The sequence below is a fragment of the Xanthomonas protegens genome, from assembly GCF_038442435.1.
GTDB classification, from domain to species: domain Bacteria; phylum Pseudomonadota; class Gammaproteobacteria; order Xanthomonadales; family Xanthomonadaceae; genus Xanthomonas_A; species Xanthomonas_A sontii.
The window spans coordinates 1-22,587 of sequence record NZ_JAQJCQ010000015.1 but is presented as its reverse complement, the minus strand read 5'-3'; the positions used below and the strand labels follow the sequence as shown (position 1 = coordinate 22,587).

General features: G+C 69.0%; 16 protein-coding genes. 5 read left to right on the top strand and 11 right to left on the bottom strand.

Translation table 11 applies throughout. The features are described from left to right. Positions 1–355 precede the first annotated feature (355 nt). Positions 356–2,548, top strand: coding sequence for a hypothetical protein (locus PIQ37_RS16240; RefSeq protein WP_407136825.1), 2,193 nt, complete (start codon positions 356–358; stop codon positions 2,546–2,548). A gap of 443 nt (positions 2,549–2,991) precedes the next feature. Here PIQ37_RS16240 and proP read toward each other — a convergent pair whose 3' ends face one another. Next, positions 2,992–4,473: a glycine betaine/L-proline transporter ProP gene (proP, locus tag PIQ37_RS16235; RefSeq protein WP_342074250.1), complete on the bottom strand. Its 1,482-nt coding sequence runs from the start codon at positions 4,471–4,473 to the stop codon at positions 2,992–2,994. 552 nt (positions 4,474–5,025) lie between these two features. On the opposite strand from proP, the gene glnE reads away from it, so the two are divergent. Then, the gene (gene glnE, locus PIQ37_RS16230) at positions 5,026–7,866 is read left to right on the top strand and encodes a bifunctional [glutamate--ammonia ligase]-adenylyl-L-tyrosine phosphorylase/[glutamate--ammonia-ligase] adenylyltransferase (protein WP_342074249.1); all 2,841 of its coding nucleotides are present in this window, start codon (positions 5,026–5,028) and stop codon (positions 7,864–7,866) included. A gap of 214 nt (positions 7,867–8,080) precedes the next feature. Here glnE and PIQ37_RS16225 read toward each other — a convergent pair whose 3' ends face one another. The 4 genes from PIQ37_RS16225 to PIQ37_RS16210 form a co-directional block, all read right to left on the bottom strand. Next, positions 8,081–8,608 carry a hypothetical protein gene (locus tag PIQ37_RS16225; RefSeq protein WP_342074248.1) on the bottom strand — a complete coding sequence of 176 codons (528 nt, stop codon included), beginning with the start codon at positions 8,606–8,608 and terminating at the stop codon, positions 8,081–8,083. 112 nt (positions 8,609–8,720) lie between these two features. Further along, positions 8,721–9,278 carry a queuosine precursor transporter gene (locus PIQ37_RS16220; protein ID WP_342074247.1) on the bottom strand — a complete coding sequence of 186 codons (558 nt, stop codon included), beginning with the start codon at positions 9,276–9,278 and terminating at the stop codon, positions 8,721–8,723. Between the two features lie 397 nt (positions 9,279–9,675). Next, positions 9,676–10,749: a glycerophosphodiester phosphodiesterase gene (locus PIQ37_RS16215; RefSeq protein ID WP_342074246.1), complete on the bottom strand. Its 1,074-nt coding sequence runs from the start codon at positions 10,747–10,749 to the stop codon at positions 9,676–9,678. A 77-nt stretch (positions 10,750–10,826) separates the two neighbouring features. Then, positions 10,827–13,124: a TonB-dependent receptor gene (locus tag PIQ37_RS16210; protein ID WP_342074245.1), complete on the bottom strand. Its 2,298-nt coding sequence runs from the start codon at positions 13,122–13,124 to the stop codon at positions 10,827–10,829. A gap of 725 nt (positions 13,125–13,849) precedes the next feature. On the opposite strand from PIQ37_RS16210, the gene PIQ37_RS16205 reads away from it, so the two are divergent. Continuing rightward, positions 13,850–15,724 (top strand): S53 family peptidase, encoded by a 1,875-nt coding sequence (locus PIQ37_RS16205; RefSeq protein ID WP_342074244.1) that lies wholly within the window; start codon positions 13,850–13,852, stop codon positions 15,722–15,724. Between the two features lie 58 nt (positions 15,725–15,782). Here the strand turns inward: PIQ37_RS16205 and PIQ37_RS16200 are convergent, their stop codons facing one another. Beyond that, the gene (locus tag PIQ37_RS16200; protein WP_342074243.1) at positions 15,783–16,754 is read right to left on the bottom strand and encodes a mitochondrial fission ELM1 family protein; all 972 of its coding nucleotides are present in this window, start codon (positions 16,752–16,754) and stop codon (positions 15,783–15,785) included. Between the two features lie 126 nt (positions 16,755–16,880). On the opposite strand from PIQ37_RS16200, the gene PIQ37_RS16195 reads away from it, so the two are divergent. Continuing rightward, positions 16,881–17,471, top strand: coding sequence for a malonic semialdehyde reductase (locus PIQ37_RS16195; protein WP_342074242.1), 591 nt, complete (start codon positions 16,881–16,883; stop codon positions 17,469–17,471). A gap of 83 nt (positions 17,472–17,554) precedes the next feature. Further along, a complete protein-coding gene (locus PIQ37_RS16190; RefSeq protein WP_342074241.1) occupies positions 17,555–18,193 on the top strand; it encodes a YceI family protein in 639 nt (212 codons plus the stop codon). Positions 18,194–18,466: 273 nt separating this feature from the next. Here PIQ37_RS16190 and PIQ37_RS16185 read toward each other — a convergent pair whose 3' ends face one another. The 5 genes from PIQ37_RS16185 to PIQ37_RS16165 all read right to left on the bottom strand — a co-directional run bounded on the left by PIQ37_RS16185 (position 18,467) and on the right by PIQ37_RS16165 (position 22,067). Beyond that, on the bottom strand, positions 18,467–18,742 hold the full coding sequence (locus PIQ37_RS16185) for a hypothetical protein (RefSeq protein WP_342074240.1): 276 nt from the start codon (positions 18,740–18,742) through the stop codon (positions 18,467–18,469). A 464-nt stretch (positions 18,743–19,206) separates the two neighbouring features. Further along, positions 19,207–20,190, bottom strand: a complete 984-nt coding sequence (locus tag PIQ37_RS16180; RefSeq protein WP_342074239.1) for a radical SAM protein — start codon at positions 20,188–20,190, stop codon at positions 19,207–19,209. A 9-nt stretch (positions 20,191–20,199) separates the two neighbouring features. Continuing rightward, entirely contained in the window at positions 20,200–20,469 is a 270-nt protein-coding gene (locus PIQ37_RS16175) for a hypothetical protein (RefSeq protein WP_342074238.1), read from the bottom strand. Between the two features lie 174 nt (positions 20,470–20,643). After that, entirely contained in the window at positions 20,644–21,435 is a 792-nt protein-coding gene (locus tag PIQ37_RS16170; RefSeq protein ID WP_342074237.1) for a siderophore-interacting protein, read from the bottom strand. 86 nt (positions 21,436–21,521) lie between these two features. Then, the gene (locus PIQ37_RS16165) at positions 21,522–22,067 is read right to left on the bottom strand and encodes a PadR family transcriptional regulator (RefSeq protein ID WP_342074236.1); all 546 of its coding nucleotides are present in this window, start codon (positions 22,065–22,067) and stop codon (positions 21,522–21,524) included. Between the last annotated feature and the right edge of the window lie 520 nt (positions 22,068–22,587).

Genomic DNA, 22,587 nt, shown 5'->3' with positions numbered 1-22,587 from the left:
GACCATGGCGTGGGAAGGGGAGGGCAATTATCGCGGATCGGGCCGAGGCCCGCGCTGGGGTGCGTCCCCACTTTCTGCGCCTGTCGCACGGCGGTGCGGGCAGGCGCCACGTAACGCACGCACGCCACGGTCTGTGCGATGTGTGTGGCGCTTCGCGCGCCGGACCCTCACCCCAACCCCTCTCCCGGTGGGAGAGGGGCTCTGGCTTCTCCCTTCTCCTGGTGGGTCTGCCTTGTGATGACAGGACGCAGCGCGCATGCAGCCAGCGCAGTGCCGTGTACGTGCCACTGCCGCTTTCACGCGCTCCACGCCGCGCCACGGCGATAGTGCGGCGGTGCCGCTCTCCGCCCGCCCACTGACTGCCGTCCATGCTCGCTACCGGCGTCTGCCGCGCGGCTGGCGCCTGTTCCTGCGCGGCCTGTTGATCGCCTACCTGCTGTACCTGCTGGCCGGCAACGTGTTCCTCAATACGCCGCTGTTCGACCTGGCCACCAACCGCAAGCCGGAGAAGTTCCGCATGCACACCGGGCCGGCCATCACCGTGCTGCCCGGCTTCATCACCGCCTGGAACGTGCGCATGCGCGGCCACGTGCAGCGCAATGTCTGGCAGGTGCGTGCCGACCGCGCCAGCGCGCGCATCGCGCTGCTGCCGCTGCTGCATCGCGAAGTGCGCCTGCCGTGGATGGAGGCGGTGAACGTGATCGGCGAGATGGACCGCGTCGAGGAGATGATCCCACCACCGCCGCCCAGCGACCAGGGTTGGACCCTGCGCTTCGATTCGATCCACAGCGGCACGCTGCGCCGTGCGCGCTTCGGCGATTTTGCGATCGAGGGCAAGGGCCACGGCACCGTCGGCTTCCTCAAGCAGTTGCGTGGCGGCCCGTCGGAACTGTTCCGCTCGCAGATCGTGTTCGAGGACGCCAGCGTGCGCTACGGCAAGCGCCAGATCGCCGACCAGGCCACGCTGGACGCGCGCTTCTCGTTCCCGCGCCACTACCGCGCGCAGGCGCCGGGGCTGCGCAAGCTGGGCATCACCGACCTGGCGCTGCGCATGCACGGCCGCAGCGTGGCCCTGCGCATCGACACCGCCGGCGACACCACCAAACTCAGCACCGAACCCGGGCTGGGCCATGTGCAGGCCGATCTGCACCTGCTGCGCGGCGCGCTGCAGCCGGGCAGCACGCTCAACTGGCGGGTGCCGCTGCATGCCGGCGTGGGCGCCACCGATCGCGGCGTGCTGACGCTGCTGCTGGACGTGGAGGGCGAGGACATCCGCGCCCGCGCGCGCCTGCCCGGCAAGGTCGATCCGCGCAGCATGCTCGATGCCGATCTGCGCATCGCCGGACGCCAGGTGCCGTTCGCCGACCTGGCGGCGCTGCTGCCGCGCACCTCCGGCCGCGTGCAGGGGCGCTGGCATTTCGAATCGTTGAACTGGATCAGCGACCTGCTGGTGCGCAAGCCCTGGTTTCAGCTCGACGGCGGCGGCGATGTCGCCGCCGATCTGCAGCTGCGGCAGGGCGCGCTGCAGCCCGGCAGCCGTCTCGACGTGCCCGACGTGCAGGCGGTGGCGGAGATCATGCGCGTGCGCCTGAGCGGCAAGGCGCAGGCGGTTGGCCGCATCGTCGGCAGCGCCGACCGGCCGCGCACGCAACTGGACGTGCGCATGCGCCGCTTCGCGCTGGCGCCGCTGGACGCGCCCAAGGCCAGCTTCGTCGAAGGCGAGAACCTGCAACTGGACCTGCAGGGCGACGGCGCGCTGGCCACCTTGCGCGATTCGCTGCAGGCGCGGCTACGCTTCGCCGACGCGCGCGTGCCCGACCTGCGCGCGTACAACCGCTACCTGCCGGCGGCGCAGGTGCGCGTCCTTGGCGGCGATGGCCGGCTCAGCGGCGATCTGCAGCTGGACGCGTCAGGCCAGGTCGGGCAGGGAACGGTGCGCGTGCTCGGCCGCCAGGCGCGGCTGCAGACCGCGGGCCTGGAACTGGCCGGCGATCTCGACCTGGACGCACGGCTGCGCCGCGCCGAACTGCAGGACAAGCGCTTCGATCTGAGCGGCAGCACGCTGCGCCTGCAGGGCGTGCGCTACGGCACCCAGCCCAAGCAGGGCGACTGGTGGGCGACGCTACGGATTCCGCAGGGCCGCATCGCCGCGGCGGCGCCGGTGCAGGCCGATGCGCAGGTGCAGATGCAGATGCGCGACGCCGGCCCGGTGCTGGCGGTGTTCGCGCAGCACAGCGATGCGCCGGCGTGGTTGCTGAAGCTGGCCGACGCCGGCCAATTGCAGGCCCGCGGACAGCTGCGCTGGCGCAAGGACGCGCTGTGGCTGGATCGGGTCGCGGCGGAGAACGAACGCGTGGCCTTGCGCGCGCGCCTGCGCGTCGGCGACGCCGGTACCCAGGGCGATCTGTATGCGCGTTGGGGCGTGCTCGGCGTCGGCGTGGCCTTGCGCGGCGAACAACGGCAATGGCATCTGCTCGGCGCACGCGAGTGGTACGACCAGCAACCGGCGTGGCTGCCGGAGGCGCCGGCGCCGGCGGCATCGCCTTAGCGCGACAGAGATCGCGTTAGGCGTGCTTCGCTGGATGCGGGTAGATGCGCTCTGCGCCGCGCCGCGTCGCGCCCGCATGCGCAAGCATGCAACGCGCGTATCCCCGCTTTATCTATTCCCCATTCCCGTTTCCCCATTCCCGCCCACGCAGAATGTACTGCCCGGTATCGTTTTGCAGTGCAGCGTGCAATGTCCAAAAAAAGCGCCCAAGATAGCCCTGCATCCCGACGTGGGGGAGGGAGCAAAGCCCGCTGGCAGTTCGCTGCAAGCGGGCTTTTTTATTGCCTGTTTTCCGGATCCAGCCGACCGCGGAGACGCGGCGACGGCATGGTGTGGGATATCGATCCCAGTCGTGCACTGCAACGGCGTGAACGCGTCGCGCGCCCGGGATCCGCACTGGCCGCGCGGGTCTTGCGGCGCAGTGCGCGGCGACCGCGTTCGCGTCAGGTCGGCATGGCCTGCGACGGCGGTTCCGGCGACGCCGGCAGTTCCGGTCGGGTCGGATCCACGGTCAGCGGCTCGTCGCTGCGCAGCAGCGCGTGTGCCTCGGCCTCGCTGGCCACCGCCGGCGGCGAGCCGCGCAGCGGCAGGCCGGCGGTTTCGCGCACGAAGACCATGGTCGCGATGCCCACCACCGCCGCGCCCATCAGGTAGTACGCCGGCACCAGCGGATCGCCGGTGCGCTCGACCAGCCACGCGGTGACCAGCGGCGTGGTGCCGCCGAACAGCGACACCGACACGTTGAAGGCGATCGACAGCGCGCTGTAGCGCACCGGGGTGTAGAACAGCGCCGGCAAGGTCGACGGCATCGAGCTGGTGAAGCACACCAGGGCCACGCCCAGCAGCATCAGGCCGAGGAAGATCAGCCAGTCGTTGCCGGTGCCGATCAGCAGCAGGCACGGCACCGCCAGCACCAGCAGCGCGATGCACGCGCCGATCACCATCGGCCTGCGCCCCAGGCGATCGCTGAACAGTCCGCCGACCACGTTGAGCGGCATCATCACCAGCATCACGATGATGATCAGCAGCAGGCCCTTGCTCTCGGCATAGCCCATGGTGACGCTGAGATAGCTGGGCATGTAGGTCAGCAGCATGTAGTCGGTGACGTTGAACACCAGCACCAGGCCCACGCACTTGAGCAGCTGCGGCCAGTGGATGCGGAACAGCGCGCCCAGGCCGGGCGCGTCGTGCTCGCGCTTTTCGGCTTGCTCGGCATAGGCCTGGAATGCCGGGGTTTCCTCCAGCTTCATGCGCATGTACAGGCCGAGCAGGCCCAGCGGGCCGGCGATCAGGAACGGCACGCGCCAGCCCCAGTCGAACATCTGCGTATCGCTCAATGCGACATGCAGCGCGGTCACCGTGGCCGCGCCGGCGATGTAGCCGGCCAGCGTGCCGAACTCCAGCCAACTGCTCATGAAGCCGCGATTGCGGTCGGTCGAATACTCGGCGATGAAGGTCGCCGCGCCGCCGTATTCGCCGCCGGTGGAAAAGCCCTGCACCAGCCGCGCCACCAGCAACAGGATCGGCGCCCAGATGCCGATGCGCTCGTAGGAGGGAATCAGGCCGATCGAGAACGTGCCCAGCGCCATCAGGATCATGGTCGCGGCCAGCACTTTCTGCCGGCCGTAGCGGTCGCCCAGCGGGCCGAACACCAGCCCGCCCAGCGGGCGCACCAGGAACGCGACGGTGAAGGTCGCGAACGTGGCGATCAGCTGCGCGGTCGGGTTGGTGCTGGGGAAGAACACATGGCCCAGGGTCACGGCGAGATAGCCGTACACGCCGAAGTCGAACCATTCCATCGCGTTGCCCAGCGCCGCCGCGCCGACCGCCCGCTTGAGCATGGGCTTGTCGACCACGGTGACTTCTTCCACCCGCAACTGGCGGCGGCGCTTGAACCATCCGAAATGGGCGTGGAACTCCGACATGTCTTCTCCTGTCCTGGAACGGTGAGGTCATGACCCCCGACCCGCACAGGGCAGGGCAAAGCAAGACGGAAGGGCGCAAGAGGCGCCGCACTGGTCTGCGGGGGCACGATCCCGGATGGCCGCGTCAACACCACGGCGCTGCGGGATCGAAGAGACGGAGCGGGCGGCGCGGGATACGCGAGGCTCCGTCGAGGGGGCGCATGATACACCATCGCCCGATTCGGCCGGGCGGCATGGTCCGCGAAACGCGGCGAACGTGGCGTGAAACGCTGTGTATTGCGTTGATTTGCGGCAATGCCTGGCGCGTGCGGCGACGTGTTTGCGAAGGCGTATAGGCGGATCGCGACGTGTCGCGTTGAGCGGATCGTAGCTGCAATGGGCGCGCGATGCCGAGCGCTTGCACGGCGATGGCAGAGGCAGCTGTAGGAGCGGCTTCAGCCGCGACCGGGCGTTATCGGGAATGCCCGTCGCGCCTGAAGCCGCTCCTACAACGCAATGGCGATTCTTGCTGTGTTGGATGTGCCTGAACGCACGGGATGCCAGAATCGCCCGATGTCCAACGCTTTCGCCACCGTTCCCGACGTCCTGCAGCCCACCCTCGAACGCAGCCTGGCGCGCCTGCGCCAGGCCGTGGCCGCGCAGCCATGGCCGTCTTCCCCCGGTTTCGAGTCCGCGCTGGCGCGCGCGCTGCTGGCCAGCGATTTCCTGCTCGACACGCTGTGCCGGCAGCCCTCCTTGCTCGCGCACCTGACGCAGCCGGATCCGCCGCCGTTGCCGCTGCCGCAACTGGATCCGGCGCAGCCCGCCGCATGGCCGGCGCAGCTGCGCCGCTATCGCGCGGCCGCCTCGGCGCGGCTGGTGTGGCGCGACGTGCTGGGCCTGGACGATGTCGATGCGACCCTGACCGGCAGCACGCGCTTGGCCGAGGACTGCCTGGCGCTGGCGCTGCAGGCGCTGGAGGGCGAGTTCGCCGCGCGCCACGGGGTGGTGCGTGCCGCCGACGGCAGCGTGCAGCGGCTGGTGGTGTTCGGCCTGGGCAAGCTCGGCGGCGGCGAGCTGAATTTTTCCTCCGACGTGGATCTCGTCTACGCCTATCCGCAAGGCGGCGAGTCCGACGGCGCGCGCGCGCTGGCCGCCGAGGAATACTTCGCGCGGCTCGGCCAGCGCCTGGCGCGGCTGCTCGACGAAACCACTGCCGACGGCTTCGCGCATCGCGTGGATCTGCGCCTGCGCCCGTTCGGCACGGCCGGCCGGGTGGCGCTGTCGTTCGCCGGCATGGATCAGTACTTCCAGCGCGAAGGCCGCGACTGGGAGCGTTATGCCTGGCTGAAGGCGCGTGCGGTGGCCGGCGACATCGCCGCCGGCGAGGAGTGGCTGCAGGCGCTGCGCCCGTTCGTGTACCGGCGCTATCTCGATTACACCGCGCTGGACGGCCTGCGCGAGATGAAGGCGGCGATCACCGCCGAAGTCGCGCGCCACGACCGCCTGGACGACATCAAGCGCGGCGCCGGCGGCATCCGCGAGATCGAGTTCCTGGTGCAGTCGCTGCAGTTGATCCGCGGCGGTCGCGAACCTGCGCTGCGCGAGCGCCGCCTGTTGCCGGCGCTGCAGGCGCTGGTCGCCGCCGGCCAGGTCGCGGCCGAGGACGGCGCCGCACTGGCGCAGGCGTATCGCTTCCTGCGTCGGGTGGAGAATCGCCTGCAGATGCTGCGCGATGCGCAGACCCACGCGCTGCCGGAGGATCCGCTGGACCGCGCGCGCATCGCCTTCGGTCTTGGCTATGCCGACTGGGCCGCGCTGCACGCGGCGCTGCAACTCCAGCGCGACCGCGTCGCCGCCGAGTTCGCCGAACTGCTGGCGCCGCGCGAGCGCACGCTGGCGCCCGATGCGCTGGCCGACTACTGGCGCGGCCTGCCCGACGGCGGCCAGGCGCAGGTGCTGCGCGAGGCTGGTTTCGCAGACCCTGACGGCGCCGACCAGGCCTTGCGCGGCTTCGTGCAGTCGCTGGGCGTGCGCACGCTCTCCGATGCCGCACGCGCGCGCCTGGACCGGGTGTTGCCGGCGCTGCTGCATGCCGCGGCGCGCTCGGCGCAGGCCGATGCCGCCCTGCACCGCGTGCTCGGCCTGCTGCAGGCGATCCTGCGCCGCGCCAGTTACCTGGCCCTGCTCGACGAACAGCCCAGCGCGCTGGCGCGGCTGGTCGACGTGCTGGCGCGCAGCGCGTTCCTGTCCGAACGGCTGGCCGCGCACCCGCTGTTGCTGGACGAACTGCTCGACAGCCGCGTGGACGGCCCGATGCCGGACCAGGCGGCGATGCAGCGGCTGTGCGATGCCGCGGTCGCCACCGCCGGCGACGATCCGGAAGCGGCCCTGCGCGGCCTCAACGAAGCGCGCCAGGCGCTGAGTTTCCGCATCGCCCTGGCCACGCTGGATCGACGCCAGCCCGCGCTCGACAGCGCCCGCCAGTTGGCGCAGCTGGCCGAGGCGGTGGTCGTGACCGTGCTGCGCCTGGCGCGTGCCGATCTGGTCGCCGCGCATGGCGAAGTGCCTGGCGGCAGTTTCGCCATCGTCGGCTATGGCAGCCTGGGCGGCGTGGAACTGGGCATCGGCTCGGACCTGGATCTGGTGTTCCTGTACGACCACCCGCCGGGCGTGGAGGCCTCGGCCGGGCCGCGGCCATTGGAGGGCGGGCGCTGGTTCGCGCGGCTGGCGCAGAAGGTGATCGCCCTGCTCGGCGCGGTCACCGGCGGCGGCCGCCTGTACGACATCGACGTGCGGCTGCGTCCGGATGGCGGCAAGGGCGCGCTGGTGTCGTCGCTGGCCAGCTACCGCGAGTACCAGCGCGAGCGCGCCTGGACCTGGGAACACCAGGCGCTGGTGCGCGCGCGCGGCGTGGCCGGCGATGCGCCGCTGTTGCAGCAGTTCGAGCAGGTGCGCGCGCAGACTCTGGCGCGCCCGCGCGAGCCCGCAGCGCTGCGCGAGGAAGTGCGCAAGATGCGTGCGCGCATGCGTGCCGAACTCGACCGCAGCGATGCCGCGCGCTTCGACCTCAAGCAGGGCGCCGGCGGCCTGGTCGACCTGGAATTCCTGGTGCAGGCCGGCGTACTGCTCGGTGCCGCGCAGCAGCCGGCGCTGTTGGCGCCGCGCGACACCCCGGCGCTGCTCGACGCGCTGGCGCACAGCGGCTGGCTGTCGCCGCCCATCGCGGCGAGCCTGCATGCCGCGCATGCTACGCTGGTCGAGGCCGGCCTGGCCTGCACACTGGACCGGCGTCCGCGCCTGACCGCGCCCACGGTCGAGATCGCCGCGGCGCGTGCGGCGATTCGCGCTGCCGCAGCCACGCTGGAGCTGGTGTTCGTCGACGGCCGCGCGGACGGCGACGCGGCGCGCTAGCGCGGCTGCCATCCTGACGCCAGGCAGGCGCAGGCGCGCACGTGCGATGGCGGCGGCGACACGCGTTTCCGGCAACGCGTGTCTTGCCGAATCGCGGCAGAAAACGCGTCGCCGGCGCTGTCTGCAATTCCCAGGGAGCCTGTGCACGCTGCCGCGCTGCATCCGCAAGCGCGCCGCCGCTGGCCTGCCGCCCCGCGCCGCAGTGGTGCGATCGCTACACGCTGACGTACTGCGACTGAAACCAGGCCGTGTCGGGATCGGTGTCCACCACCTGGTCCGGATCCACCCCGAACAATGCCTGGTAGGCGTGCTTCCACAGGCCGGCGCGGCCGGCGCACAGGTCGTGCCACAGCGCATGGAAGGTCATGGAGTCGAACACCCGCACCAGGTCCACGACCTGCCCGAGGTAGGCCTGGAACAGGTAGATCCGCTCGCCATTCACCAGGATGTTGACGTTGTGGATCAACTGCGACGGATCGCCCAGCAGCACGATGTTGACGAAGTCGCCATCGGCGAAGGTCGGCAGCGCCGCGTCCGCCAGGTACGGCGTGGTGCGCAAGGGCCGGTCGCGGCGCAGCAGCACCATTTCCAGCATCAGCGGGGCGAAGGTATTGCACGACCACGCTGGGTTGGAAACGGCGGGACTGGTCAGCGTGGCCAGCGCTGTGCCGGCCGGCTGCAGTTGCGCCAGGGTGGCGTTGAGCGCACTCAGCGCGAGGGCGGGGGTGACGTCGTGTGGCATGGGCATGGTCCCGTCGCAGACGCGGCGCACGGGACGTGCGCCGCCGATGGCCTGTTCAACGTCTGCCGCGGCCGCTTGTCAAGCCGCGCTTGCGCGAAGCGCGGCGCAGCCGTCAGCGTGTCGGCGCCATCCGCCACAGCAGCGCGCGGAATGGCGCCAGCAGGCACACGCCGATGCCCAGCTTCACCGCCAGGTCGCCGGCGGCCCAGCTCAGCCAGGGCAGCGTCGAGCCGGCGAAGGCGATCGACCAGAAGATCGTGGTGTCCAGGGTCGCGCTGCAGGTGGTAGCGACGATCGGCGCGCGCCACCAGCGCCCGCGGCGCAATCGGTCGAACACGGTGATGTCCAGCAGTTGCGCGGCGATGAAGGCCAGGCACGAGGCCGCGGCGATGCGCGGGGTGGCGATCCAGATCGACAGCAGCACCGCCAGCGCGAACCCGCACCAGGCCAACCGCCGCGCCGCGCGCGGGCCGAAGCGGCGATTGATCAGGTTGCTGACAAGGAACGCCACCGGATAGCTGAAGGCGCCCCAGGTCAGCCAGTCGTTGATCGGGAACTGCACCAGCACGTTCGACAGCAGCACCACCGCGCCCATCGCCAGCACGGACAGCAGCAACGCGCGTGGGGTCAGCGCGGCGAAAGTGGGCGAGGGAGCGGCGACGGAGGGCACGGCGATCGGGGCAGGAGCGGCGGGCGCGCATTATCGCGGCCCGGACGCGCCATGACCAATGCCGGGCGTGTGGACGATCTCAACGCCCCCGTGCGGCGTAGGAGCGGCTTCAGCCGCGACAGGGCGTTTCCCGATCTCGCGTGGTCGCGGCTGAAGCCGCTCCTACCTGGGGGAAACCCTGCGATGGGAACCGCTGTTGCGATTCCCCAATCCCGGCTCCACCGCACCGGCATTGTCGGGAGGCTGCATTGTGGGAGGGACTTCAGTCCCGACCGATGACCCGCCCGCCTCGCACTGTGCTTTCACTACTTCCACGCGTCGCGGCTTAAGCCGCTCCTACAAATGGAACTCCGCGCTGGGGACCGCTTTTGCGACTCCCCAATCCCCACTCCCGGCCTCACCGCGCCGGCGGCGCTGTCCCATCCACCGCGGCGCGGCCCACCGCGGGGTCGTCGGTGAAGAAGCCATCGATGCCGGCATCGATCAGCGCGCGCATTTCCTTCATGCTGCCGGCGGCGTTCAGCGCGGCCGGGCCGCGCGCGTCCTGCAACTGCTTGGGCAGGAAATAGTTCTCCGGCCGGAACGTGTACGGAATCACCTGCAGACCGGCCGCATGCGCGTCGGCGACGAAGGCCGTGGGCGCGGCCAGGGCGCCGTCGGCGGTCACCGGCACGATCGCGCGCAGGTTGGGGCTGACCAGCTGTGCATATTTGGCGATCGCGCGCAGGCCCTGCGCACTGCCCATCTGCGCGTAGGTCGGGCCGTCGCGCAACTGGTCGCCCGGGCGCTCCTTGGGATCGCCCAGCAATTGCACCAGGCGCACGTTCGGATGGGTGTCGCCGAGCTTGCCGTGCAGAGACTCGAGGTTGCCGATCTCGAACGACTGGATCACCACCGGCGCCTTGCGCGTGTAGGCGTGCGCCTCGAGGGTGGCGACCAGCTTGTCTTCCATCGCCAGGCCCAGCCCGCGGAAGTAGGTGCCGTGCTTGATCTCCGGGATCAGCCCGATCGGCCGCCCGCGCGTGGCCGACTCGGCCGCGGTGAAGTCGATGATCTCGTCCATGGTCGGTACCTGGAACTGCCCGTCGAAGGCGGTGCCACGCAGTTGCGGCAGGCGCTCGCGCGCACGCAGCGTCTTCAGTTCGGCCAGGGTGAAGTCTTCGGTGAACCAGCCTTCCACGCGCTGTCCGTCGATCTGCTTGACGGTCTTGCGCGCGGCGAACTCCGGATGCGCGGCCACGTCGGTGGTGCCGCCGATCTCGTTCTCGTGGCGGGCCACCAGCACGCCGTCCTTGGTCGAGACCAGGTCCGGCTCGATGAAATCGGCGCCGTCGGCGATGGCCTTGGCGTAGGACGCCAGGGTGTGCTCGGGGCGCAACGCACTGGCGCCGCGGTGGCCGATCACCAGCGGCTTGTGCTCGCCCGGTGCGGCGGCCGGTGCGGCCGCCGCGGTGGTCGTCAACACGGCCATCGCGCATCCCAACAACCAGGAGGTGGATCGGATCATCGCATGCGTTCCGGTTCGAGGGGCGGACAGGATGGACGCGCTCAGAAGCGCGCGTCCAGGGTCAGGAACGCCTGCCGCGGCGCGCTGGCGTGGAAGGCCAGCGAGCGGCCGTTCGGATCGCTGTTGCTGAAGGCGGTGAGGTTGGAGGCGTAGCGCTTGTCGGTGAGGTTGGTGACGTTCAACGACAGCTTCAGGTCCCGCAGGAACGACACCGCCCCGAAATCGTAGCCGGCGCCGGCATCGAAGGAGGTGTAGCCGCCGAAGCCCTGGTCGTTGGTGTAGGTGTAGTAGCGCTGGCCGGTGTACTTGCCGCGCAGGTTGGCGTTCCAGCCGTTCCAGGTCCAGCTGAGTTCGCTGGCGAACATGCGCTTGGGCGTGTCCACGGTGGACTTGCCGGCGGTGGGGATGACCACGCCGTTCTGCACGTAGTTGTCGTCGTAGGTGGAGCGGTTGATCGAGGCCGAGTTGTACCACTGCAGGTGCGCGGTCGGCTTCCAGATGAAGGTCAGCTCGCCGCCGCGGCTGCTCACCGAGCCGACGTTGAAGAAGCGCGTGGTGCACGCCGGGCTGGTGCCCTGCTGGATGCTCGGGCACGGGTTGAGCGAGAGCAGGCGGTTGTCGAAGGTGACGTCGTAGCCGACCAGCGAAGCCTCGAACTGGTCGCGCACCAGGCGGTAGCCGGCTTCGAAGGTCTTGGACTTCTCCGGCTGCAGCGCGCCGACGCTGGCGTCGAACGAGGCCTGCGTCACCAGCAGCGGGCCGCCGGCGCCGCCGCCCTGGAACGCGGCGATGTTCTCGGCGTAGGAGGCGAACACTTCCTGGCCCTCGGCCAGGCGGTAGCTCAGGCCGGCCTGCGGCAGCAGCGCCTTGCTGGCCTTCAGCTCGCCGTTGGCCACCGGCGACTCCACCGCGATCCCCGGGGTCTCGCGCGCGGTCATCGTGGTGTGCGGGCTCTTGGCGCCGATGTCCAGGGTCAGTCGCTCGTCGAGCAGCTTGAAGGTGCCCTGCACATAGGCCTGCTTGGTGGTGATGACGTAGTCCTGCGAGAACAGCCGGCGGTTCGGGCTGCTCAGGAAGATGTCGTCGTCGATCGGGCCATCGATCCAGTAGAAGTTGCGCTCCACGTGGTGCTTGTTGCGCTCGTACCACACGCCCGCTTCCAGGTGGTGCGGGCCGATGTCCCAGCCCAGCGAGGCGATGCCGCCGGTGCGGTTGATGGTGTAGTTGGTGCTGCGGATCGAGATCGGCAGCGCCTGCGGCGTGCCCGGGTAGGACGGCTGGCCCGGCGACCACCAGTGGCCCTGGCCTTCGTTCTCGTGGTGGTAGACCTGGGTGTGCACGCTCACCGCATCGGACGGCTGGAAGTCGCCGGCCAGGTAGTACAGGTCGTCGTTGCGCAGCGCGCGGCTCTGGTAGTAGGCGTCGTCGATGTTGTCCACACCGCCGCTGTAGCCGCAGCGGCTGGGGTTGCGCGTGGCCGGCGCGCAATAGGCCGCGGCCAGCGCACGCTGCCAGTCCGGCGCATACAGGTTCCAGTCCCAACCCAGGCCGCGGTGCAGGCCGCTCTTGGACAGGTACGCGTAGTCGGCCTGCGAGGTGCGCGAGGTGTCGACGAAGGCGGTGATCTTGCCGCCTTCGAACTGGTACACGCCCTTGCCGTTGAACTGCGCGGTGTGGGTCGGCGAGCCCGGCGGCGCCCACATGTCGGCGTCGGCATAGATGCCGGACAGGTAGGCGGAGAAGCCGTTGTGCTCGCCGGTATCCAGGCGCAGGTAGGTACGGCGGTTGCTGTCCGAGCCCACGGTCTGCGCCAGGCGCACGCCGACCTCGGTGGACGGATCGTCGGAGTAGTACTGCACCGTGCCGCCGAGGTTGCTGGTGGACGCGGTGCCCAGGCTGCCGATGCCCGACGCCAGCTCCACGCCGCCGAAGTTCTCCGCGATCAGCGCGCGGCTGATGTTCAGACCGTTGTAGTTGCCGTAGGCGTTGTCGCCGAGCGGCAGACCGTCGAGGGTGTAGCCCAGGCGCACGCCGTTGAAGCCGCGCAGGCTGATCGTCTGCGATTCCTCGTTGGCGCCGAAGGCGTCGTTGGACTGCACGTTGACGCCGGGAATGCGGTTGAGCAGCTTCTGGATGCTGGTGCCCGGCGGCAGCACCGCCACGTCCTGCGCGGTGATGCGCTGCACCTGGCGGGTCTCGCCCTGGCCGATCACCGACACCGCATCGAGTTGCTGCACGTCGGACACGGCACCATCGGCGGCGGGCTCCGCAGCGGTGGCGGCGAAGGGCGACAACAGGGCGGCGAGGATCGCCGTGCTCAGCAGGGAATGGAGAGGCATGCGCAAGGGGGGATTCGTAAAGGAAGTGCGCACACCATGCGACAGCGACGTTGCAGGTTGGCGTCATCGGCGTTGCGGTTGTCATGCAGCGGTCCTGCGGCATGGCGTTGGTGTCGCGGCCGCCGGACGCGCGATGACTGCAGGCGCGCCATCGTGCGCCATCGCGGAAGAAGCGGCGTGGTCCGCGCGTGTCGACATCAATTCGATACAGAGTGTCGTCAGTTGCCATGCATGACGAGTGGTGAACACATGTAAGCGTGTGTGTCGGAAACCCGGCGAAACATGCTGTTTCCAAAGTCGAAAACGGCGTCGGCCGTCAAAGTTTTGTAGTGCGTTCCTCCTCAATGATCACGCCTCGCCCAAGCCCGACGACGTGCCGATGCGTGCAGACATGAGCAGGAAGCACAGTGCCCTCGCGTCGCTCGGAGCGTCGTTCGCGTGCGCTGTTGGGTCCTCGCCTCGACAGGTCTGCGCGCGCCGTACCCTCACCCCAACCCCTCTCCCGGTGGGAGAGGGGCCAGGCGCTTCCCTTCTCCCCCCGGGAGAAGGTGCCCCGCAGGGGCGGATGAGGGTACGAGCGCAGCCTCGCAGCAACGAATCACGCGCGCGCTGCGCGCGCCGCACCCTCACCCCCAACTCCCCTCCCGAAAGCAGAGGGGCAATCGATTTCCCACCGCGAGGCCGCGATGGCCTCGTCCACCCGCTCTACCCCCGGAGAGACGCCCATGCTTGATCGCATCCGCCGTCGGCCCTTGCTGGCTGCCGTGTTGTCCGCTTCCCTGCTGTGCGCGCTCGGCACCGCCAATGCCGTGCCCGACGCCTCCATCGCGGCAATGACCGCAACGCTGCGCGCCGCGCCGGTCAATTTCGACGTGCACCTGCCGTTGCGCGATCAGGCCGGCCTGGACGCGTTGCTGGCCGACATCCAGGATCCGGTCTCCCCGCAGTATCACCATTGGCTGACGCCGGCCGAGTTCCAGCGCCGCTTCGCGCCGGCACCGGCGCAGGTCGCGCAGGTGCGCGCCGCGCTGCAGGCCGCACACATGAACGTCACCGAGCAGGGCAACACCCTGCATGTCAGTGCGAGCGCGAACAACGTCGAGCGCTTGTTCGCGGCGCCGCTGACCGCCGAGGTACAGCAGGGCAGCCAGGCCCATCTCGCCGCCGCCGCTCCCTTGCAGTTGCCCGCCGCGCTGCGCGACAGCGGTGCGACGGTGACCGGCCTGACCCGCGGTGTGCCGCCGATGCACGTCAACTGGCAGCGCGCGGCCACCAGGAATCCCGCCAACCGCTACGGCGCCGGCGGTACCACCTATTGGTACAACGATCTCAAGCAGGCCTACGGCTACCCGTCCTACCAGGCCACCACCGGCGCGGCCGGGCAGCAGCGCCGGCTCGACGGCACCGGCAGCACCATCGCCATCCTGATCAGCAGCGACGTGCTGGATTCGGACATCAAGGCGATGTTCGACCACGAAAACTTCAGCCGCTACTCCGCCAACCACGCCGACCCCACCCTGTACGCGCGCCACTACGTGGCCGGCGCCAAGCCGGGCCTGCAGGACGGCAACGACGCCGCGGCGAGCGAGGCCGCGCTCGATGTGGAGATGGCGCTGGGCGGCGCGCCGGGCGCGCACGTGCTGCTGTACGTGATCCCGGACCTGAGCGATGCCTCGGTACTGGCCGGCTACCGGCAGATCGTGCAGGACAACCAGGCCGACGTGGTCAGCTCCTCGTTCGGCGGCTGCGAGCTGTACTACACCGCGGCCTACAACGGCGGCAAGGATTTCACCTCGCTGCTGCGCCCCTACGATGCGGTGTTCAAGCAGGGCAACGCGCAGGGCATCACCTTCGTCGCCTCCAGCGGCGACAACGCCGGCCTGGACTGCGCCGACACGCAGTACGCGGTCGACCACAAGGACGGCCGCTTCGTCGCCGGCGTCGAACACCCGGCGGCCAGCCCGCACGTGACCGCGGTCGGCGGCGGCAACCTGCTCACTGCGTACAAGAAGGGCAGCCTGGAATCCAGCTACAAGAGCGAAAGCGCCTACGGCGATCCGCTGGAGACCGCCGACTACTACGGCTTCGGCGCGAACCTGGCCGGCGGCTACTGGGGCGCCGGCGGCGGCGTCAGCACCCTGTTCCAGCGTCCGGCCTATCAGTTGCGTGCACTCGGCGGGACGCGCACGTCCATGCGCGCGCTGCCGGACATCGGTATGCTGGTCGGCGGCTGCCCGGGGATTGCGACGCAGCCGTGCCGGGAGGGCGACAGCTCGGTGGCCACCTACTTCAAGGGCGGCATCTCGGCGGTGATCGGCACCAGCGTCGCCGCGCCGGAATTCGCCAGCGCGGTCGCGCTGCTGGTGGAGAAGCAGGGCCGCCAGGGCAATCTCAACGATTACCTGTATCGCTTGGCCGCCAATGGGCCGGAGGCGCTGCATCGCGGCATCCCCGGCTACAACGGTGTGGTCGACAACAACCAGCCGATCAAGGGCAAGTACAACTACACGGTCGGCCTGGGCACGCCGGTGGTGCGGTTGCTGATCGGCGCGCTGGATGCGGCGCCGGCCGGCGTGCCGCGGTCGCCGAGCAACCCGTAACGCGTTGGGCCCGGTTGCCGTGTCGGCGTCGTGGCAGCGACGCCGGCACGGCGGCCGATCAGGCCAGCGCCAAGCGGTCGCGGATCAGCGCGGCCACCCGCGCGGTTTCGCGTAGCGGTTCGATGCCGGTGGCGGGCGCGTCGCCGGCATTGTCTACAGGCGGCAGTCGTCCACGTGCCTGCAAGGCGCGATGAAAATCCAGGGCGCGGCCACGCGCCGTCTCCGGCATCAGCACCTGCACCGGCACGCGCGTGGCGCAAGCTTCCGACAGCAAATTCACCGAGTCCGGCGTGCACACGAGGCGCTCGGCCCAGCCGAGCAGGCCGGCATAGGGATTGGCGCCGTCGTCCGCGCCGCACCACACGACGCCCGGCACATCGGCGAACGTACGACGCAAGGCCGCGGCCACCGCGGGCGGCGTGCGCCGCGATGCGCTGGCGAGGAGGCTGCCGCCGTGCGTGCGCAGCTGTGCGGCGATGTCGGCGAAGGCAGACTGTGCCTGCGCTTCGCTCCATGGCGCCAGGCCCGACGGGCCGCCCACCAACAGACCGATGCGCGGCGAGGGCAATGCGCCCAACGCAGGAAACGCCGCGCGTCCTGCGGACAGCCAGGCATCGTCGATCGGATGCAGGCTGCCGAGCAGGGTCAGCACATTGGCGCCGCGCAGGCGATCGTGTTCCGGCACCACCACCACATCCCAGTGTCGCGGGTCCAGTCGTGGATCCAGAATCTGCACCACCTGGCTGCCGCGCGTGCGCAGCAGCCGCGTCGCCAGTGCCGCCTGGCGGCCGCAGCCCACGGCCAGCGGCGGCGGCTGCCGCAGCGCCTCGGCGAAGGTCGTGCCATAGGCATGCCGGGCGCCGGGCAGCCAGCGCGGCGCCAGCCAGCGCCAGGGCATGTGCGGCTGCAGCAACTGCGGCTGGATCGGTGTTGCGGCCGGAAGCGCCAACGCGGCGGCCAGCGCCTCGGCCTGGCGGGCGTTGCCGGCGCGGCCATCGCTAATCGCCCAGGTCGCGTCCGATCGTTTCACGTTTGGTAGTAATCCGTTGCATCGCGGCTGGGTGTTGCGACAATCGTGCCACTCTACACTGGCCGCCTCGCATCGGGACGGCCCCACCGGCCTCCTGGCGCTTCCCTCGATCAAGGAACTTCCCGCATGTCCGACGCCTTGCACGACGCCGCCCTCGACCAGTTGTTCCGCACCGCGCGCACCCAGAACGCGTTCCTGGACAAGCCGGTCGGCGAAGACACCCTGCGCGCCCTGTACGACCTGGTGAAGTGGGGCCCGACCGCGGCCAACGGCAGCCCGGCACGCTTCGTCTTCGTCGCCTCGCCGCAGGCCAAGGAAAAGCTCAAGCCGGCGCTGTCCGAAGGCAACCTGGCCAAGACCCTGGCCGCCCCGGTCACGGTGATCGTCGCCCACGACGAGGACTTCCACGAGAAGCTGCCGTACCTGTTCCCGCACACCGACGCCAAGAGCTGGTTCGACGGCCCGCGCGAGGGCCGCAGCGAAGGCGCGTTCCGCAACGGCTCGCTGCAGGGCGCCTACCTGATCCTGGCCGCGCGTGCGCTGGGCCTGGATGCCGGTCCCATGTCCGGCTTCGACAACGCCAAGGTCGATGCCGCGTTCTTCGCAGGCACTGCGATCAAATCCAACTTCCTGGTCAACCTCGGCTACGGCGATCCCAGCGGCCTGTTCCCGCGCCTGCCGCGGCTGAGTTTCGACGAGGCCGCGCGCATCGAGTGAGCGCGCGCGTTTTGCTTTCGTGTCCCACCGCAGGCCCGCGCCTGCCGCAGTTTCGTCCCATCACCCCTCCAAGGAGTTCCACCATGACCAAGACCCGCAAACTGCTGCTCCCGCTCGCCATGGCCCTGGCCGTCGTCGTCGCCCAGCCCGCCACCAGCGCCTTCGCCGCGTCGGCCGCCGCCGCTGCCGCCGCCAAGGGCGTCTCCGGCACCTACACGCTCGACCCGGCCCACACCGACGTGCTGGTGCAGTGGAGCCACTTCGGCTTCTCCAACCCGTCCGCGCACTTCGGCGACGTCGACGGCACCCTGGTCTACAACGCCCAGGACGTGAGCAAGTCCAGCGTCAACGTGACCCTGCCGCTGTCCGGCCTCAACAGCTTCACCGCCAAGTTCGACGAGCACCTGAAGAGCGGCGACTTCTTCGACGCCGCCAAGTTCCCGACCGCCACCTTCAAGAGCACCAAGGTGACCTCGGCCGGCGGCAACAAGCTGACCGTCGCCGGCGACCTGACCATCAAGGGCACGACCAAGCCGGTGGTGCTGGCGGTGACCCTCAACGGCGCCGGTCCGCACCCGATGAAGAAGGTGCCGGCGCTGGGCTTCGATGCCACCACCACGGTCAAGCGCAGCGACTTCGGCCTGGGCGCCTACGTGCCGAACGTCAGCGACGAGGTGAAGATCCGCATCACCACCGAAGCGACCTTGAACGCGGCCAAGTAAGCCCGCCTGCGCGTGCGGCGGCGCTTCGTGCGCTGCCGTCCGCTGCAATGCAAACGCCCGCCATTCGGCGGGCGTTTGTGTTTCCGGGGTCGCTCTGTGTCTTACGACAGGAACGGCTTGCGGGAACCTTCATTTGCGACGACAAGCGCACTGTAGGAGCGGCTTCAGCCGCGACGCGTGGGGCCGACGTGCCTGTCGCGGCTGAAGCCGCTCCTACAACAGCACAACGGCATGTCGTGCTGAGCCGCGGCAAAGCACGTATTTGACGTGCTCCTACATCGCCTGTTCGATCGACAGCGCATAGACCTGCACGCCGTAGCGGCTGAAGGTGGCGGTGGTGTCGCTGCCGATGTTCATCTCCTCCAGCGGCGCGCCCTGCGCATCGGCCAGGGTGAGCCGGTAGATCGGTCCGAAGCGCGTGGTGATATCGGTCGGGCTGATCTTCACCCGATAGGTGCCATTGCCCTTGAGCGCCAGCGGCTCGGAGAGCTGGCCGGGGATCAACTGCAGGTCGGTCGACGGCTGGCGCAGGTCGCCGAGGACGTGCACCGCGAAGGTTTGCGTTTCGGGGAGCGCGCGGCCGACGGCAGGCGCCGTCTGTGGAGCGCTGGCACCGGTTGCCGCCGCAGATGCAGCAGCGACAGGAATCATCGCAGCAATTGCAGTCGCAGCGGTGCCGAAGAGGAAGTTGCGGCGACTATCGTTCGTGTGCGTTGTCATGGCGATCCACCTGGTGGTTGCACGTCAGCCCTGGCCTGGGCCAGGGTTGGGGGTGATGCAGGAACCTTTGTTAGTGCAGTTGGTGTTGCTCCCTAACGAGCAGTCCTTCGTGTTCGTGCACGCCGGATTGGTGCCATTGCAGACTTCGTTGGTGGCCAGCGTGCCAAAGCGCCGTGTTGCCAGCGCTTCGACTGCAGCGGCGGTAGACGCCTCTGATCCGTCGAACAGCACTTCTGCATTCTTGCCGAGCGATATCTTGTCTGGGTCTATGCGGATTGGCATTGGGATGCATCTCAGGTGCTTGCCAAGGTGGAAAGCGGGCAACCAAGTGTTTGCTCGGAGAGATCGGAGAATCCGCTCATCCAGCGGCGCAGTTTGTCGTTTTCGATATCGATGGTGCCGTCAGCGTGCAGGCGCCCGAGGTCGTTGCGCTCATCGTTGAGCGCAACGGTGCACTTGCCGATCTTCCCGTTGGCGCGAATCATCAGGGAATTTGGCTTCGCGGCATAACAGATGTATCCATCCAGGTGCTCTTCCGAAATCGGGCGCTGGTCCTTGGGCGGATGTTCCGTGCACGCGGTGATATAGGCGATGGCTTCCAGGTAGCGGTCTCGCGGCAACACCTTTTCTTCGATCGTGCCGCCTGCGCTCAGATTCGAGACCTTGTGAAAGTAGACCGAGAACCGTGGATCGTCGAGCAGCTCACGATGCAGGCTGGCATAGAGGCGTCGTACCGATTCGATGTTGTCCTGGTGCAGGTGCAGCCGCAGCGAGATGGCGAAGTTCGCCGCCAGCGAGCGGTAGGCAATGAGGTTCGACCATATTTTCTCGAACGTGGCGCCCTTGTTGGCGGTGACCCGTGTCCTGTCGTGCCATTCCGCATCGCCGTCCAGCGTGATCTGGAACTCGCGGTGCTGGAGTTCAGTCAACCTTTGCAGGAGCGCCGGCTCCAGCAGGTAGCCGTTGGTGGTAAATCCGGCGCTGAACGCAACGCCATGTTGTGCGCACACTGCGTTTGCGTGTTGACCGATCTCCAAGACGACATCGCGCGCCAGCAGTGGCTCGCCGCCGAACCAGGAGATGTTGAGTCGATCCAGGTGTGGTGCGCGATGGGAGATCAGTGCCTTGATGCCGCTGACCACGCTCGGCTGCATACGGCCTATTGCAAAGTCTTCATAGCAATAGGTGCAGCGGAAGTTGCATTTTTCGGTCGGCAAAAGGATGAGAGAGAGGATGCGCGGAGAAAGCGCCTCGGCGATGGTGGCTTCGCTCAGCATCGGCGTGCCTCAACCGGTTGGCGAGGGCTGGCCGCCGGCGCGACAAGAGCCGACGTTGGACGCTTTGGAACAGTCGCCGGTGTTGTTGCAGGTGTAATTCGTGGAGGAGCAGGTGCCGGAGTTGGTGCACGTTCCGGCATTTTCGCTCATCGGGCGAATCGATCCCGATTTCGCGGAAGCGATCGCCGCGGCGCGCAATCGATGGTTGGCGAAGTTGATCGATCCGTCCGGGTTCAGCGTAATGCCGCGGGGATCGATCTCGTGAAATGCCTTGTCCATGTGCAAGCCGCCTCTCGAGATCCATCGATGGGTAGGCGGCTTTGTAGAATGCGGAGTACCAATATATTGTGATGAAATTCACATAAATATACTGTGTCTACGGCCGTGCATCCGCGCTGTTCCAGCCCGAAGGACGTCGCACTTCGTCGCTGAGCGGCACGGCGCCTCGGTGTGTTATTCGTCATGTTCGCCGCCCGCCTTCCAATACCCGGTCGCGCGGATCCACTCCTTGGGCACGCCCAGGTGGCCTTCGACGAACTTGCGCATCATCCGCGCGCGTGCCGATTCGCAGGCGATCCAGTAGAACGCGTCGCCGTCCGGCGGGTCGAAGTCGCGCAGGGCGCCTTCCAGCAACTGGCTGCTGCGCGCGTCCACGCCGTTGCGTTCCAGCCAGGTGATGCGCAGCTCGGCGTCGCAGTCCAGCGCTTGCCGGTCGGCGTAGCCGGGGATCTCGATCAGCGCGTCGACTTCCGCGTCGGCCGGCAGGGTTTCCAGCCAGCGGCCGATCGCCGGCAGCGCGGTTTCGTCGCCGATCAGCACATAGGCGTCGAAGTCGTCGGCGGCGACGAACGAGCCGCGCGGTCCGCCGACCACCAGCGCATCACCCGGGTCGGCCTGCGCCGCCCAGCGGCAGGCGGGGCCATCGCCGTGCAGCACGAAGTCCAGGGTCAGCTCCTGCGCGTCGGCGTCGTAGTGGCGCGGGGTGTAGTCGCGGGCGGGCGAGGGCAGCGCATCGGTCGGATACACCGGGCCGTGCTCGGTCATCGTCGGCAGCACGAACGCGCCTTCGGGATTGGGGAAGAACAGCTTGACGTGGTCGTCCGGCCCGGCGCTGACGAAGCCGTCCAGCTCGGGGCCGCCGACGACGATGCGGCGCATGTGCGGGGTCAGCGGTTGCGTGCGCAGCACCTGCAGATGACGCAGGCGCAGCGGGTGGCGCAGCAGGCGGTGTTCGTGGGTCGCCATGGGAATCCTCGAAAAGTGGGGGAGGGGATTGGCGCGCGCGCGGTTGCCGAAAGCGCAGGTGTCCGCGTGCTGGCTGGAAGGGGAAGTCAGGGGGGAGCGCCATCCATGCCGTCGGCGGCGGCCTGCAACAGCGCGGCGACGCGTTCGATCTCGTCCGGATCCCAGCGCCCGTGCCGCGCCAGCAGGCCGTGCTTGATGCGGCGCATCGCCTCGCGCACGGGCGCGGGCACGTTGGCGCGCACCAGCGCCCGCGCGCTGTGCTGGGTACGCTGCAGCGCCGCGTCCACCTGCGCGCGCTCGGCCTGCACGAAGGCCTGGCCGGCCTCGGTGATCGCATAGCGCTTGCGGGTGGCGTCGGTATCGGCCTCTACCAGGCCCTGCGCTTCCAGTTGTGCCAGGGTCGGATAGACCGTGCCGGCGCTGGGCGTGTACAGGCCATGGAACAGCTCGGCGACCGCGCGGATCAACTCGTAGCCGTGGCGCGGCTGGGTCTCGATCATCGCCAGCAGCAACAGCCGCAGGTCGCCGTGGCCCAGCGGACGGGGGCCGCGTGCGCCACGGCCGCGCCCGGCCCGGTCCTCTTCGAACAGGCGGTGCGCGGGATGCGGGCCGGGGGTGTGGGGTCGTGGCATTTCGATATGTCGAATTTGGCGCGGAAACGATATATCGAAGTTGGGTGGCCGGCAAGCGGGGTTGGTGCTGGGTAGAGCACGGCACGTGGGGGTGCATTCAGGCGGCGGCGTCCCTAGGGCGCGCCGCGCAGCGCGCAGGCGAGCCTGGCGCCGGTTCCACAGCAGGCGAGCGCATCAGTTGCTTTGGGTCGCAGTGGCTGTCGTAGGAGCGGCTTCAGCCGCGACGGGCTTTCTCGGTGAAGCCATCGCGGCTGAAGCCGCTCCTACAAGAGGCGGTTGCGATGGCGGTCGCATGCCGTGCCGCTCCCCTGTTCTGATGTCGCTGTTGCATCTCACCCAGGGAGTCGTCCAACGCCTGCGTCGCGTGGGATACCGTCTCTGGTGTATGTCGGCGCCAGAGCAAGAGTGCATTGCGCAGGTGTATGCCAGCCGGCAGCACCCTTGTAGATACCGTCTTACCCCCTAGCAGGCAAGGCCTCTTTTCGGGTCGAACGCAGTGCCCGATTTGAGAACGCCGTAG